This is a genomic window from Pseudomonas marginalis (genome assembly GCF_024169655.1).
Lineage (GTDB): Bacteria > Pseudomonadota > Gammaproteobacteria > Pseudomonadales > Pseudomonadaceae > Aquipseudomonas > Aquipseudomonas paraveronii.
This window is the reverse complement of the sequence record NZ_JALJWV010000001.1, coordinates 3918929-3933251: the sequence shown is the minus strand read 5'-3', so window position 1 is coordinate 3933251 and position 14323 is coordinate 3918929. Positions and strand designations below refer to the sequence as shown.

Here is a 14323-nt window from a genome sequence, read left to right as displayed (position 1 = left end):
CGCGTCCGGCCGCTGATGGCCGACTCCGAATACCCAAGCCAACCTGTGCCTGTCGTGCTGTCGATGACGGCGAGCGTTCGGCTGGCTTTTACCGAGTGAGACTGACTATGACGACGACAACTACCGAGGCGATCCGTCGGTGCGACGTACTGGTGATCGGCGCCGGTGCCGGTGGCCTGGCGACCGCCATCACCGCGCGCAAGCAGGGGCTGGAAGTCATTGTGATTGAAAAGGATGCGTACTTCGGCGGCACCACCGCGTTCTCGGGAGGGGTGCTGTGGATTCCCGGCAACACGCTGTCCAAGGCCAAGGGCATCGCGGACAGTCGGGAGGCCGCGCTGACCTACATGAAGAACGAAACGGGCGATTTTTACGATGCCGAGGCTGTCGATGCGTTTCTCGATAACGCGCCGCAGATGATCGACTTTTTCCAGCGAGAGACCGAGGTCCGGTTCATTCCGACCCTCTATCCGGATTACCACCCGGACGTGGGCGGTGGCGTCGATATCGGCCGTTCGATCCTCGCCGCGCCTTTCGACATTCGCCGGCTGGGCGCCGACATGGCACGTCTGCGCCCGCCGCTCAAAACCATCACGTTCATTGGGATGATGTTCAATTCGTCGAATGCCGACCTCAAGCATTTCTTCAATGCGACCAAATCCCTGACCTCGTTCCTTTATGTCGCAAAGCGCCTGATGACGCATGCCAAGGAATTGCTGCTTTACCGGCGCGGCATCCAGGTCACCAGCGGCAATGCCTTGGCCGCGCGGCTGGCGAAATCGGCGCTGGACCTGGGGATTCCGATCCTGACGCAAACCAGCGCCCGGCAATTGTTGAAAAGCGCAGACCGGGTAACGGGGGTGATCGCTCAGACCGAAGGCGGCGAGTTGCGGTTTGAAGCCCGCCACGCGGTGGTACTGGCCAGCGGCGGGTTTTCCCATGACCTGCAACGCTTGAAGCAGGCCTATCCCCATGTGCGTCGCGGTGGCGAGCATTTCTCACCGGTGCCGCAGACCAACACCGGGGATGGCGCACGCATGGCCGAGGCGTTGGGCGGCAGCGTCGATATCCGGCTCAAGGCGCCCGCTGCCTGGATGCCCGTCTCGAAAGTGCCGATGGGGCACGGCACGTTCACGGCCTTTCCGCATTTGCTCGATCGCTACAAGCCCGGCGTGATCGGTGTGACCCGCAATGGCCAACGGTTCACCAACGAGTCCAACTCCTACCACGACGTCGGCGCGGCGATGATCGAAGCCTGTGCCGATCAGAGCGAAACCGCCATGTGGTTGATCTGCGACCGCCGGACCATGGCCAAGTACGGCCTGGGTTACGCCAAGCCGGCGCCGATGCCCCTCGGGCCATTGCTGCGCAATGGCTACCTGCACAGCGGCCGCACCCTGGCTGAATTGGCGCAGAGCGCCGGGCTCGACGCGGCCGGGCTGGAACAGACCGTGCGCGACTACAACCGCACGGCGGGGCAGGGCGTGGATCGGCAGTTCGGCCGCGGCACCACTGCCTTCAACCGCTACCTTGCCGACCCGCAGAACCTGCCGAACCCGTGCGTGGCGCCGATTGGCGACGGCCCTTACTACGCCCTCAAAGTCATCATGGGCGATCTCGGCACCTTTGACGGCATCAAAACCAGCGTCTGCGGTGAAGTGCTCGACCTTCAGGGCCAGGCGATCGATGGGCTGTACGCGGTGGGCAACGACCGCGCGAGCATCATGGGCGGCAACTATCCCGCCGCCGGTATCACGCTCGGGCCGATCATGACTTTCGGCTACCTCACGGGCCTGCACCTGGCTCGGGTGGCCGCCGCAAAAACACCGGGCACGCCTCGGCAGGAGGTGGCCTGATGAATCACAAGCCGGTCATCGACCACCGTATCTACACCATTCGCCCACGGGGCATGCCCGAGTTCATCGAGGTCTTCGATCGCCTGGCGATGCCGGTTTTGCTCGAGCATCTGGGCGCGCCGCTGGGGTTCTATACCAGCAGCATCGGCCCTTTGAACCAGGTCGTGCACCTGTGGGGCTACGACAGTCTCGATGACTTCGAACGACGCAGTCAGGCGCGGGATAGCGATCCCCGCTTCCCGGTCTACCTGCAGGCTTCGGCGCATCTGATCGTTGCCCAGGAAACCCGGATTATCCGTCCGGTGCGGTTCCACAGCCTCGGCCGCGTTTGAGCTGCCGGTTGCCGTTTCACCCCAATAAAAAAGCGGGCGCAGTGGTTGAGCGCCCCCACAACACAGAGGTGACTTTTATGCTGACCACTCAACCCATCGACATTCACGCGCTGATCAACAGTCGCCCTATTGGCGGCTTTCAGAAGTGGGTGGTGTTTCTCGGTTTCCTGATCATCGGCCTGGATGGCTTCGATGTGGCAATCATGGGCTTTATCGCACCACAATTGAAAATGGACTGGGGCTTGAGCCATCAGCAGTTGGGCCCGGTGCTGAGCGCGGCGTTGATTGGCCTGGCGGTCGGCGCATTGGTCGCCGGGCCGCTGGCCGACCGTTACGGGCGCAAGATCGTGCTGGTGAGCAGTGTGTCCATGTTTGGCTTGTGGACGCTGGCGACGGCGTTTTCCCCGGACATCAGCACCATGGTGATCCTGCGCTTCCTCACCGGGTTGGGGCTCGGCGCGGCCATGCCGAATGCCAGTACCCTGGTCTCGGAGTACGCGCCGCAGCGCAGCCGTTCGTTCCTGATTACGGTGGCGTTTTGCGGGTTCTCCCTGGGCGCCGCCGGAGGCGGGTTTCTGTCAGCCTGGATGATCCCGGCCTTCGGCTGGAAAAGCATGCTGGTGCTGGGCGGCGTCTTGCCCCTGCTGGTGGCGCCGTTGCTGTATTTCAAACTGCCCGAGTCGGTGACCTTCCTGGTCGCCAAACGGGCGCCGAACGCGCGTATCCGCGCCATTGTGGAAAAACTCGCGCCGGGCGTCAGTCACGCGAAATCGACCTTCTGCCTGCCGGCTCATCCGCTGCTGCGCGCTTCGGCGATGCGCATCGTATTGTCCCCGTCCTATCGCGTCGGCACGTTGATGCTGTGGAGTGGTTATGTGCTGGCGTTGTTTCTGGTCTACCTGTTCAGCGGCTGGTTACCGACCCTGGTGAAAGAGGGGGGCGGTTACAGCGTGGCGGACGCGGCCATTGTGACCGCGATGTTCCAGATCGGCGGACCTGCCGGCGCGCTGTGTGTCGGTTGGGTCATGGATCGCTGGAACAAATACCGGGTGTTGATGGCGGTGTTCGTGTTGAGCGGTGGGGTGATTTATGCGATCGGCCAGGCCACGGGGCACTTCCTCCTGCTGTGCCTGATCGCGTGGCTGGTCGGGTTTGGCCTCAATGGCGCCAGCGTCGGCATGAATGCGCTGGCCGCCACGTTCTACCCCACCCAGGCGCGAGCCACTGGCGCCAGTTGGATGAGCGGCATCGGTCGTTTGGGCGCGATCCTCAGCGCCTTTGCCGGCGCGCAGATGCTGAGTTGGGGCTGGACCTTCGCGCAAGTGTTTGCAGCACTGGTGGTGCCTTGCGGTCTGGCAGCCCTTGCGATCTATGGGTTGGGGCGTAGCGCCGGCGCGCTGTCGAGCGATCGACAGGGCGTGTCTGCGCCACCGAGCCGGACTCATTCCTAGACCTTGAAACGCTCCACGAGCTTTTCCAGCTCATGCCCCAGCCGCGCCAGTTCGTTACTCGACGCGGCGGTTTCTTCGCAGGTGTTTGCCGTCTGGTCGGAGATGTCGCGAACGTTGATCACGCTGCGATTGATCTCCTCGGTGACGGCGCTTTGCTGTTCCGCCGCCGTGGCAATCTGCTGATTCATCGCCTGAATGATCGAGACCTTGCTGGTGATGTTCTCCAGCGCGCTGACGGCGCGGTGGGTGTGTTCCACGCTGCTTTCGCTCAGCAACAGGCTGCTTTCCATGCCGGTGGCCACGGCTTGGGTGCCGCTTTGTACGCCGGCGACCAGGATTTCAATTTCTTCGGTGGAGCGCTGGGTACGCAGGGCGAGGTTGCGCACCTCGTCAGCCACGACCGCAAAACCGCGACCGGCCTCTCCGGCGCGGGCGGCTTCAATCGCAGCGTTCAGCGCCAACAGGTTGGTTTGCTGGGCGACGGCCTTGATCACATCCAGTACGCCGCCGATTTTATCGCTTTGTTCCTGGAGGTGGCGCACGGCGTCTGCCGACTGGTTGAGTTCTGCCGCCAGGCGCTGGATCTGCGCGATGGCTTCCCCGACGATCTGCTCGCCCTCGCAGGCTTGCTGATCTGCGGCGGAGGCGGCGGCGGAGGCCTCCTCGGCGTTGCGGGCGACGTTGTGGACGGTGGCGGTCATCTCGTTCATTGAGGTGGCGACATGATCCGTTTCGGCTTTCTGGTTGCTGATGCCGGAGTTCGTTTGCTCGGTGACCGCCGACAGCTGTTCGGCAGCGCTGGCAACCTGGATGACGCCGGATCGAATGCCGTCGATCAGCTCATGAAGGTTGAGCATCATCTGTTGGAGGCCTGACTGCAGTTGGCCCAGTTCATCACGCCGGGTCACCGCCACAGGCTCGGTCAAATCGCCCCGGGCAATGCGGTTCACCGCCTGGAGCGTGTGCTGCAGTGGATTGACGATTTGCCGTGTGATGACCCATGCGGCGAGTGCGCCCAGCAGCAGGGCCAGGGTCGCGACGAGTCCGAGTGAGGTCTTGGCGGACGCGGCATCGGAATCGCGTTTGGTATTTTGCGATTCAATCAGTTTTTGCGTGGTGTCGAGCAGCACGTCACCCAACTGTCCCATCCGTTTAAACAGGGATGCTTGGTCAACGTTGGGCGTGGACAGGTCGTGCAGCAGTTGGCCGTACTCTTTGGCCGCATTTCCCTGCTGTTGAATCAGGTCTTGATCCCGTGGGTCGATGAATGTTTCGCTGATGCTGTCCAGGTGGGCTGCTAGGCGGTCCAGGGTTTGCTGCAGCGGTTGATAGGCATCCGGTTGACTGTTCGTACCGATGCGTAAACGAATGATGCGCAAGTCTTTGGTGTAATCGCTGATCTGAGCAATTTCCTCAACCTTCAGCCCGCGATCGGTCAATGTCACAACGGCGTACCAGCCGGTGGCGGCCAGCAGCAATGCAAGCCCCAGTACCAGGCCGAATCCCAAACTTAATTTAGCACTGACTCGGATATTGCTGATCCAGCCGAACATATGGACTCCAGGTTGTAACGCAGGTTGAGTGATCCTTGATTCCCTGAATGTCGACCATCCATCCCAATGCTTTAGTTTTAGTCTGACGGTTGCGCTGTTCCGAAGGACAATTCGCGCCGTGTCTAAAAAATGTTGGAATGTGCGAGACATTGTGGGGCGGTGGGGCTGAAAGGTTACAGCCCACGTCTGTAGGGCGTTGGAGAAGAGGCTGGCTCTTCAACTAAGGGGGTGTTTGCGAGCGTAACAGTGCGGCCTTGTACTTTAGTCGAATATTCAGAGAGTCCGGGTTATGGCCGGCCCGTATTCAGGGCTCCAACGCTCGAAAAAAGTGCAGGGTCGTAATTAGGGATTTAGATCTTGATCGCTTTTTTTAGATAGGAAAACAGCTGGTCCTGGCAAGCCCTGTATTGGTTTTCAAGGCTCTCCACCTCAAACATGCGAGCCAGCCATACCTCATCACAGGCCGCCTCTAAATGATTGACAGTTGTCATCCAGAGCGTTTGGGCGTTCGCCGTCGCTCGGAGTAATTGCAACAGTTCCTCATTTATCTGAAGGGTGTTGGGTGAGGCGTGTATGGGCGACATTAAAAGTACCGAGAGTCGATTTTAATCGTGGTTGGTTTTTCTATCATGCACTATAAAGCCCTGCTTGTGAGGGGCAGTATTCGACTAATGGCTAACGCGGTGGCACAGTAAATTTGGATTTTTTTGGTGCGGATATTCACCCGACTTATAATGTTGCGCGCGCAGCTACAGTGGTTTGTCGCATTAAGCAGATGATTCGATTCAGCTGATAAGTTGAGTCTGCCTTTAACCGTTATTCAATAAAATACTGCGGCGGTAGTTGCGTCTTAGATGCAAAAACACGACGGCTTGCCAGTGTTCTTTCAGCAGGATGGCCACCGCCGGGCCGGGGCAAATCCTGGCAATGCCCCAACCGATGCCAAATAACAGGCTGCTGCCAACCAGGCGTCGGTCCAGTTCACGCTTGCCGGGGAACTGCATGGGGCTTGTCCCGTCATGGGTGACAGGCGTGGCTCAGGCACGCCTGGTAGTCGCTAGTCTAGGCTCATGCTCCAATCGCTTTGACCAAGAGGGCCACCGCGACCAGCATCGACACGGCGGCAAACCCGCGTTGCAAGTGCGGGCCTGCCAGCCGCGCTGCGATCAGGCGCCCGCAGGCCATTCCAAACAATGCACCTATGGAGAACGGCAGGGCAATCGCCCACTGCAGATGCCCGGCCGCAGAGCTGGCGGCAACGCCGGACATCGACACCAGTGCAATCACCGCCAGGGACGTTGCCAGCACCGACTGCGCGGTCAAATTGGTGTATCGCTGCAGCGCCGGCACCATCACAAAGCCGCCGCCCACGCCGAGCAAGCCCGAAAGCCCGCCCGCAACCACGCCCGACACCGTGAGCGCCCAGGCGCACGGCGCCGTCCAGTTCAGCTTGCCGCGTTGGGCGTCCAATACGCAGGGCGGCGGCTTGGTCGCGACGGCGGCCTTTGACGCCGGGGACGGTGGCAACGACCGTTTGAATACCCGGAACGCCACATACATCAGCACGCAGGCAAATATGATCGTCAACGGACGATTCGGCGTGCGCTGCGCCAGCCAAAGGCCCAGGGGCGAACAGATGATCCCAGCGAAGGCAATCAACAGCGCTGCCTTGTAGCGGACGGTGCCGTTTTTCAGGCCCATCACCGCGCCCAGGGTCGCGGCCAGGCCGACGGCCAGCAGGCCAATGGGCCCGGCCTCGGCCATGCTCAAGCCCGCCCCGAACACCAGCAACGGCACCGCGAGTATTCCACCGCCGGCGCCGGTCAGCGCCAGAATCACGCCCACTGTCAGTCCGAGCAGTAAGACCATGATCATTTCAGTCTCCTTGCGTTCAGCCCTGATTTCATCGGTCGGTCAACTCGGGTTTCGCCAGCCATTCGCGGCCCTTGAGCATGCCCTTCCAATACAGCGGTGGAAGAATCCGCTCTTTGAGCAGCCAGGCCAGCCGGGAGGGGCGGGTGCCGTCGATCAGCCATGACGGGAAGCTGGGGGCGACCTTGCCGCCATAGGTGAACTCCGCCAGGACGATCTTGCCGCGTTCCACCGTCAGCGGGCAGGAGCCATAACCGTCGTATTGGGCGCAACCGTTCGCCTTACCCATGACCGCCAACACGTTATGGGCCACCACCGGCGCCTGCTTGCGGGCGGCGGCAGCGGTCTTGGCGTTGCTCGAATTGGCCGCGTCGCCCAGTGCATGAATGTTTGCCCAGGTTTTATGCCGTAGCGTGGCGGGGTCGACATCAATCCAGCCGGCCGCGTCAGCCAGCGGGCTGACCCGAATGAAGTCCGGCGCGACCTGCGGTGGCACCACATGCAGCAAATCAAACTCACGGGTCACCACACGGGGGCTGCCATCCGGATTCACGCCGCTGAACGTGGCCGTCCGTGCCGGGCCATCGACGTGGGTGAGGGTGTTGCCGAAATTCAGGTCGATACCGTAAGCAGTGACGTATTCCATCAGCGCCGGCACATAGTCGGGAACCCCGAACAGCACCGCACCGGCGCTGTAGAACTCGATCTCGACGGCATCCAGTACGCCGCTGCGTTTCCAATGATCGGCCGATAGGTACATGGCTTTTTGCGGCGCCCCGGCACATTTGATCGGCATCGGCGGCTGCGTGAAAATCGCCCGGCCACCCCGCAGTTGCTGCACCCTTTCCCAGGTATAAGGCGCCAGGTGATACAGGTAATTGGAGGTCACGCCGTTGCGGCCCAGGGTCTCCGACAACCCCTCGATGGCATGCCAATCGAGCTTCAGGCCGGGGCACACGATCAGTTGCTCGTATTTGACGACCCGGCAGCCATCCAGAATGACCGCATTTCGCTCGGGCTCGAAAGCCGCCACCGCCGCCTTGATCCAATGCACGCCGCGGGGCAGGGTGGTGCCCATCGTGTGAGCCGTTTGGCGCGCGTCGAACACACCGCCACCCACCAAGGTCCAGCCGGGCTGGTAGTAATGCACATCGGCCGGGTCGACGATCGCAATGTCGAGCCCCGGCGCGCGGGCCAGCAGGCTGGAGGCGGTGGCGATACCCGCCGCGCCAGCGCCGATGATGACCACGGTGTGCTGCGCCTCAGCCACTTCGACCGGCGTGCGACCCTGGTTCGCAATCCGCCGAATCACGCCTTTCATGTCGAAGCCGGCTTTTTTGGCGCTCTCGACGATGTGCGGCAGGTCGTGTTGACCCGCTTGTGACAGCGCCCACATCGTTGTCGAGCGCATACCGGACCGGCAATAGGCCAACACCGGCTTGGGCAGCGTTTCCAACAGCTTGCCGAAGGCCGCCCCTTGCTCGTCGGTGACTTTGCCCGATTCGGCGGGAAGGTAGTGCGCCTCGATGCCGACTGCGTCGGCGGCGCGTTTGATTTCGGCAAACAACGGTTGGTCGCTGCCTTCGCCATCGGGGCGGTTACAAATGATGGCACGAAAGCCGGCGGCTTTCAGTTCAGCCAATTGGCTGGGGAGAATCTGTTCTGATACCGATAAAGCAGGTGCAAGGCGGCGGATATCCATAAGTGTCTCCGTTATGGGTATTTTTTCTTATATGTTTTTTTGGGGGGGGGGTGAGTGTCAGGCGACGTTGAGCGGGATTTTCAGATAGCGGGTCCCGTTCGATTCAGGCTCGGGCAAATGCCCGGCTCGCATGTTGACCTGGACCGAGGGCAGGATCAGTGTCGGCATGTCCATCGAGGCATCCCGCTTGGTACGCATCGCCACGAACTCCTCCTCACTGATGCCATTGCGCACATGCACGTTGTGCTCGCGTTGTTCGGCAACGGTGCTGACGAATTGCACCTCGCGGCCGCCTGGCTGGTAGTCGTGGCACATATACAGCAACGTATCTGCGGGCAGGCTCAACACTTTGTTGATTGACTGGAACAGCGTGCGCGCATTACCGCCGGGGAAGTCGCAGCGGGCGGTGCCGTAGTCGGGCATGAACAGCGTATCGCCGACGAAGGCCGCCGTTTCGCTGCCCTTGCTGATCAGGTAAGTCATGCAGGCTGGCGTATGGCCGGGTGTATGCAGCGCGGTGCAGTGCAGCGTGCCGATGCTGAACGATTCGTCGTTGACGAACAGGTGATCGAACTGGCTGCCGTCGCGGGGCATCTCGCTACCGGTATTGAACAGCGTGCCGAAGACCTTTTGCACGGTCGAGATCTGGCTGCCGATGCCTATTTTTCCGCCGAGCTTTTCTTTCAGGTAGGGCGCGGCGGTCAGGTGGTCGGCGTGGACGTGGGTCTCGAGAATCCACTCGACCTTTGCGTTCAGCTCGTTCACCCGTGCTATCAGACGGTCGGCGGAGGTGGTGGCGGTGTAGCCTGATTTAGGATCGTAATCCAATACGCTGTCGATGAGCGCGCAGTGGCGGGTGGCCTCATCGAGTACCAGATAGCTGACGGTGTGGGTAGCAGGGTCGAAGAAGCCTTCGACGTGAAGTTTGACGCGCATGAACTGTCTCCTTAGGGGGGGCTTTTTTTTCGAGCCGCTTAGACTAAGGACTGACGCTGCAATAAGTTTGCCAGGCCAGGATTTTAGCCAAATAGCCTAATATCCAATTGATTTTATTGGGCTTTGTGTTTGTCTATGGGCTTGTTCAGGCCTGCGTCTGGCGGATTAATCTGCCATTGGCAGTGCCTTGACAGAGGTGGCAGTGCCACAACAGGATGGAAGAATGGATACCAGGAGCCGTGATGAAGACTTTTCTGCCTACCCCACCCGACGCCGTCCCACGCCCGGATCAAGTGCAGTCGCTTGTTTCGTTTCTGGAACACGAGCCCAATCCAATGATCGTGCTCGATCCGGACTACAACATCCTGGCGGCCAACACGGCCTATCAGCGCCAGTTCGGTAGCGCTGACAAACCGTTTATCGGCCATAAGTGTTATCAGATCTCACACCATTACGACGTCCCCTGTGACCAGGCGGGTGAGAATTGCCCGATGAAAAAGGCCCAGGAAATGCGTGGGCCGGATCGTGTCTTGCACATCCACCACACACCGCGGGGGCCTGAGCACGTCGATGTCGAATTACGCCCGATCCTCGACGAGCACGGTGCGATCACCGCTTATGTGGAGCGCCTGACGCTGGTGCGCAGCGCGTCGGCGCGCCCGAGCAACGATGGCTTGGTAGGCTGTTCACCGGCCTTCAACCTCGCCCTGTCGGAACTGCAGCGGGTGGCGCCCTCCATGTTGCCGGTGCTGCTCCTGGGCGAGTCGGGCACGGGCAAAGAGCTGTTCGCGCGCGCCGTCCATGAAACCAGCGAGCGGGCCAGCGGGCCGTTTGTCGTGGTGGATTGCTCTGGCTTGACCGAAACACTCTTTGAGAGCGAGCTGTTCGGCCATGAAAAAGGTGCCTTCACCGGCGCCGTCACGCGCAAGCCCGGCTTGGTTGAAACGGCCCAGGGCGGCACGTTGTTTCTAGATGAGATTGGCGATGTGCCGTTGTCCATGCAGGTCAAACTGTTGCGCCTGATCGAATCGGGCACCTATCGCCGGGTCGGCAGTGTCGAGACCTTCCACGCCAATTTCAGATTGATTGCCGCCACCCACAAACCGCTGGAAAAAATGATGGAAAAGGGCGAGTTCAGGCAGGACCTGTACTACCGCATCAGCGCTTTTCCCATTCACTTGCCCCCTTTGCGCAACCGGGTAGAAGACATCGGCTTGCTGGTGAATTCATTTCTACAACGTCGCGGTGCCGGCAAGCGTCGGCTGACCATCGACGCCGAAGCCCTGGCAAGGCTTCAGCAGTATCCGTGGCCTGGCAATATCCGTGAGTTACGCAATGCCCTGGAAAGAGCGAGTCTGTTCGCTGACGATGGCGTCATCCGCGCCATCCATTTACCCCAGGCGTCCGTGGCGCTGCCGCTTCAGGCTGATGCTGATGCTTCGACGACGTTCGATGACAGCTCGCTGGCGCAGGCACTGGCGACGTTCAAAGGCACCCGCAGCGAGCTGGCCAAGCACCTGGGGATCAGCGACCGCACCTTGTACCGACGCCTGAAAGAACAGGGCCTGGCCTAGTCATCTACGACTGCCAATGACTGCCATGCTGGCAGATTGGCAGCGGATTGATCTGCGGTGGTGCGTCAAACTCGCCGCTAAAAATCTATAAATTACTGTTTTTAAACGATAAAAATAGAAATTCTGCCTTTGGCATGTCCTGTGCTTACTGCATAGGCATGACCATTTCCGACAAACGCCTACTACGCCATCTGATTACAGCGGTGCTGATCAAGCTCCTGCTGTTGAGCGTGCTGTGGTGGCTGTTCATCCGGGATTCGCACGTCAGTGTCGACCCGAACATTGTCGGCAACCGTTTCGGTGTACCCACCTCGACTCAAGGGGCAAGCAAGTGATATCAGAACAACTGGTGGATTTGTCACGGCTGCAGTTCGCAGCTACTGCGCTTTACCACTTTCTATTCGTACCGCTGACGGTTGGCATGGTGTGGCTGCTCGTCATCATGGAAAGCGTCTATGTGATGACCGGGAATGTCATCTGGAAGGACATGACGCGCTTCTGGGGCAAGTTATTCGGCATTAACTTCGCCCTGGGGGTGACAACCGGTATCACCCTGGAATTCCAGTTCGGCACCAACTGGGCGTACTACTCGCACTACGTGGGCGACATCTTCGGTGCGCCGCTGGCCATCGAGGGCTTGATGGCGTTCTTCCTCGAATCGACCATGATCGGTCTGTTCTTCTTTGGCTGGGATCGCCTGAAGAAAGAACACCACTTGCTGGTCACGCTGCTGATGGCCGTCGGTACCAACCTGTCGGCGCTGTGGATTCTGATCGCCAATGGCTGGATGCAGAACCCGGTGGGCTCGGAATTCAGCTACATCACCATGCGCATGGAGATGGTCGATTTCTGGGCGGTGGTGTTCAACCCGGTCGCCCAGGCCAAGTTTGTGCACACGGTGTCGGCCGGTTATGTCACCGGTTCGATGTTCGTGTTGTCGATTTCCAGCTGGTACTTGCTCAAGAACCGTGATGTCGAGTTCGCCAAACGCAGCTTCCGGGTGGCGGCGGCGTTCGGTCTGGCCTCGGTGCTGAGCGTGATCGTGCTGGGGGATGAATCGGGTTACACCGTGGGTGAGGCGCAGCAAACCAAGCTGGCGGCCATGGAAGCCATGTGGGAAACCAAACCCGCGCCGGCGGGCCTGACCTTGCTGGCCAGCATCAACGAAGCCGAGTCCAGGAATAACTGGGAAGTCGATGTGCCCTGGGTGATGGGCTTGATCGGCACACGCTCGATCAGCAAGCAGATTCCTGGCATTCACGACATCAAAGCGAAGAACCGCGCGCGCATCCTGCGTGGCATTACCGCCGTCAATGCGCTTGAAGCCCTGCGGGCCGATCGCACCGATAAGGCGGCGTTCGATACCTTCGAAGAGTACAAAGCGGACCTCGGCTTTGGCCTGCTGCTGAAAAAGTACGTTGAAGATGTGAACCAAGCCACGCCGGAGATCATCGACAAGGCGATGAACGACACCGTACCGCACGTGACCCCGATGTTCTGGGCGTTCCGCGTCATGGTCGCGCTGGGTTTCGCCATGCTCCTGCTGTTCGGGCTGGCCTTCTGGAGCACCTTGCAGTCGGCCTGCACACGCCGCCGCTGGCTGCTGCGTTGGGCCCTGTGCATGCTGCCTGCGCCTTGGCTGGCCTGTGAGCTGGGCTGGTTCGTCGCTGAATATGGTCGTCAACCCTGGACCATCTACGGCGTGCTGCCCACTCACATGAGTGTCTCCACCCTTAGCGTCAATAACCTCTATGGCTCGCTGGCAGGCTTCGTCGCTTTCTACACCGTGCTGCTGGTGGTTGAAATGTTCCTGATGGTCAAGTTCGCCCGCCAAGGGCCGGGCAGCCTCGGAACCGGTCGTTATGCTTACGATGCCAACATGAAGGAACTCCATCATGCTTGATTACTTCACCCTGAAAATTATCTGGTGGGCACTGGTCGGCGTACTGCTGATCGGCTTCGCCATCATGGACGGCCACGACATGGGCGTCGGCACCTTGCTGCCCTTCGTCGGCCGCTCGGACGTGGAACGCCGCGTCGCGATCAACACCGTAGGGCCGCACTGGGACGGCAACCAGGTGTGGTTCATCACCGCGGGCGGCGCGCTGTTCGCCGCGTGGCCGGTGGTGTATGCCACCGCGTTCAGCGGGTTTTACTGGGCGATGATTCTGGTCCTGTGGGCGCTGTTCTTCCGCCCGGTGGGGTTTGACTATCGCAGCAAGATTCACAACGCCAAATGGCGCAGCACCTGGGACTGGGGGCTGTTTGTCGGCGGGGCCGTGCCGCCGCTGGTGTTCGGCATCGCGTTCGGCAACCTGTTGCAAGGCGTACCGTTCCACTTCAATAACATGTTGGTTTCGACGTACACCGGGAGTTTCTGGCAACTGCTGAACCCCTTCGCGTTGCTGACCGGTGTGGTGAGCAGTGCAATGATCACCCTGCAAGGCGGTACCTATCTGGCGCACCGCACTGAAGGCGTGATCCAGGCCCGTGCGATCAAGGGCGGGGTTGGCGCGGCGCTGGTGCTGATGTGCACATTCGTCATTGCCGGCGTGTGGTTGCAATGGATCGACGGCTATCGCATTACCTCGGTGGTGGATACCGCCGGGCTGCCGGATATTCTCAACAAAACCGTGGTACGCGAAGCCGGCGCCTGGATGGCCAACTATGGTCATTATCCTGTGTTGTGGCTGCTGCCTGCACTGGGCCTGGCGGGCGCCGCCGGTGCCGCATTGTTGATGCTGATGCGCCGCACGCTGGCCGCGTTTGTCGCCTCGTCGCTCGCGGTGGTCGGTGTGATCAGCACTGCCGGTGTGTCCATGTTCCCGTTCGTCATGCCGTCGTCAACCGTGGCTGCGGCGAGCCTGACCGTGTGGGACAGCGTGTCCAGTCATCTGAGCCTGGCGATCATGTTCTGGGCCACGTTGATCTTCATGCCATTGATCGTGATCTACACCTCGTGGGCCTATCGCGTCATGCGCGGCAAGGTCACCGTGGCGCATATCAACGCCAACGAACATTCGGCCTACTAACGCCATCAGAGGAGT

General features: G+C 60.5%; 11 protein-coding genes and 1 pseudogene. 7 read left to right on the top strand and 5 right to left on the bottom strand.

Features of this window, described 5'->3' with window-relative positions; genetic code table 11:
• Positions 1 to 107 precede the first annotated feature (107 nt).
• From J2Y83_RS17795 to J2Y83_RS17785, 3 genes are all read left to right on the top strand, one after another.
• Positions 108 to 1856 (top strand): FAD-dependent oxidoreductase, encoded by a 1749-nt coding sequence (locus tag J2Y83_RS17795; RefSeq protein ID WP_253397179.1) that lies wholly within the window; start codon positions 108 to 110, stop codon positions 1854 to 1856.
• Positions 1856 to 2188, top strand: a complete 333-nt coding sequence (locus J2Y83_RS17790) for an NIPSNAP family protein (protein ID WP_253397177.1) — start codon at positions 1856 to 1858, stop codon at positions 2186 to 2188. The genes J2Y83_RS17795 and J2Y83_RS17790 overlap by 1 nt, the downstream gene beginning before the upstream one ends.
• 77 nt (positions 2189 to 2265) lie before the next feature.
• The gene (locus tag J2Y83_RS17785) at positions 2266 to 3639 is read left to right on the top strand and encodes an MFS transporter (RefSeq protein WP_253397175.1); all 1374 of its coding nucleotides are present in this window, start codon (positions 2266 to 2268) and stop codon (positions 3637 to 3639) included.
• Here J2Y83_RS17785 and J2Y83_RS17780 read toward each other — a convergent pair.
• From J2Y83_RS17780 to J2Y83_RS17760, 5 genes and pseudogenes are all read right to left on the bottom strand, one after another.
• Positions 3636 to 5192, bottom strand: coding sequence for a methyl-accepting chemotaxis protein (locus tag J2Y83_RS17780; RefSeq protein ID WP_253397173.1), 1557 nt, complete (start codon positions 5190 to 5192; stop codon positions 3636 to 3638). The genes J2Y83_RS17785 and J2Y83_RS17780 overlap by 4 nt on opposite strands.
• 809 nt (positions 5193 to 6001) lie before the next feature.
• A pseudogene (locus J2Y83_RS17775) lies at positions 6002 to 6202 on the bottom strand (DUF6691 family protein); the annotation flags it as partial.
• 58 nt (positions 6203 to 6260) lie between these two features.
• Positions 6261 to 7067, bottom strand: a complete 807-nt coding sequence (locus J2Y83_RS17770) for a sulfite exporter TauE/SafE family protein (protein ID WP_253397172.1) — start codon at positions 7065 to 7067, stop codon at positions 6261 to 6263.
• A 28-nt stretch (positions 7068 to 7095) separates the two neighbouring features.
• Positions 7096 to 8766 (bottom strand): bifunctional protein tyrosine phosphatase family protein/NAD(P)/FAD-dependent oxidoreductase, encoded by a 1671-nt coding sequence (locus tag J2Y83_RS17765; RefSeq protein ID WP_253397171.1) that lies wholly within the window; start codon positions 8764 to 8766, stop codon positions 7096 to 7098.
• 57 nt (positions 8767 to 8823) lie between these two features.
• Positions 8824 to 9702, bottom strand: a complete 879-nt coding sequence (locus tag J2Y83_RS17760; protein WP_253397170.1) for an MBL fold metallo-hydrolase — start codon at positions 9700 to 9702, stop codon at positions 8824 to 8826.
• Between the two features lie 242 nt (positions 9703 to 9944).
• Between J2Y83_RS17760 and J2Y83_RS17755 the strand changes: the two genes are divergently transcribed.
• From J2Y83_RS17755 to cydB, 4 genes are all read left to right on the top strand, one after another.
• Positions 9945 to 11276, top strand: a complete 1332-nt coding sequence (locus J2Y83_RS17755; protein WP_253397169.1) for a sigma-54 interaction domain-containing protein — start codon at positions 9945 to 9947, stop codon at positions 11274 to 11276.
• Between the two features lie 158 nt (positions 11277 to 11434).
• Entirely contained in the window at positions 11435 to 11611 is a 177-nt protein-coding gene (cydP, locus tag J2Y83_RS17750; RefSeq protein WP_253397168.1) for a cytochrome oxidase putative small subunit CydP, read from the top strand.
• A complete protein-coding gene (locus tag J2Y83_RS17745; protein WP_253397167.1) occupies positions 11608 to 13179 on the top strand; it encodes a cytochrome ubiquinol oxidase subunit I in 1572 nt (523 codons plus the stop codon). Before cydP ends, J2Y83_RS17745 begins: the two co-directional genes overlap by 4 nt.
• Entirely contained in the window at positions 13172 to 14308 is a 1137-nt protein-coding gene (gene cydB / locus J2Y83_RS17740) for a cytochrome d ubiquinol oxidase subunit II (protein WP_253397165.1), read from the top strand. The genes J2Y83_RS17745 and cydB overlap by 8 nt, the downstream gene beginning before the upstream one ends.
• Positions 14309 to 14323 lie beyond the last annotated feature (15 nt).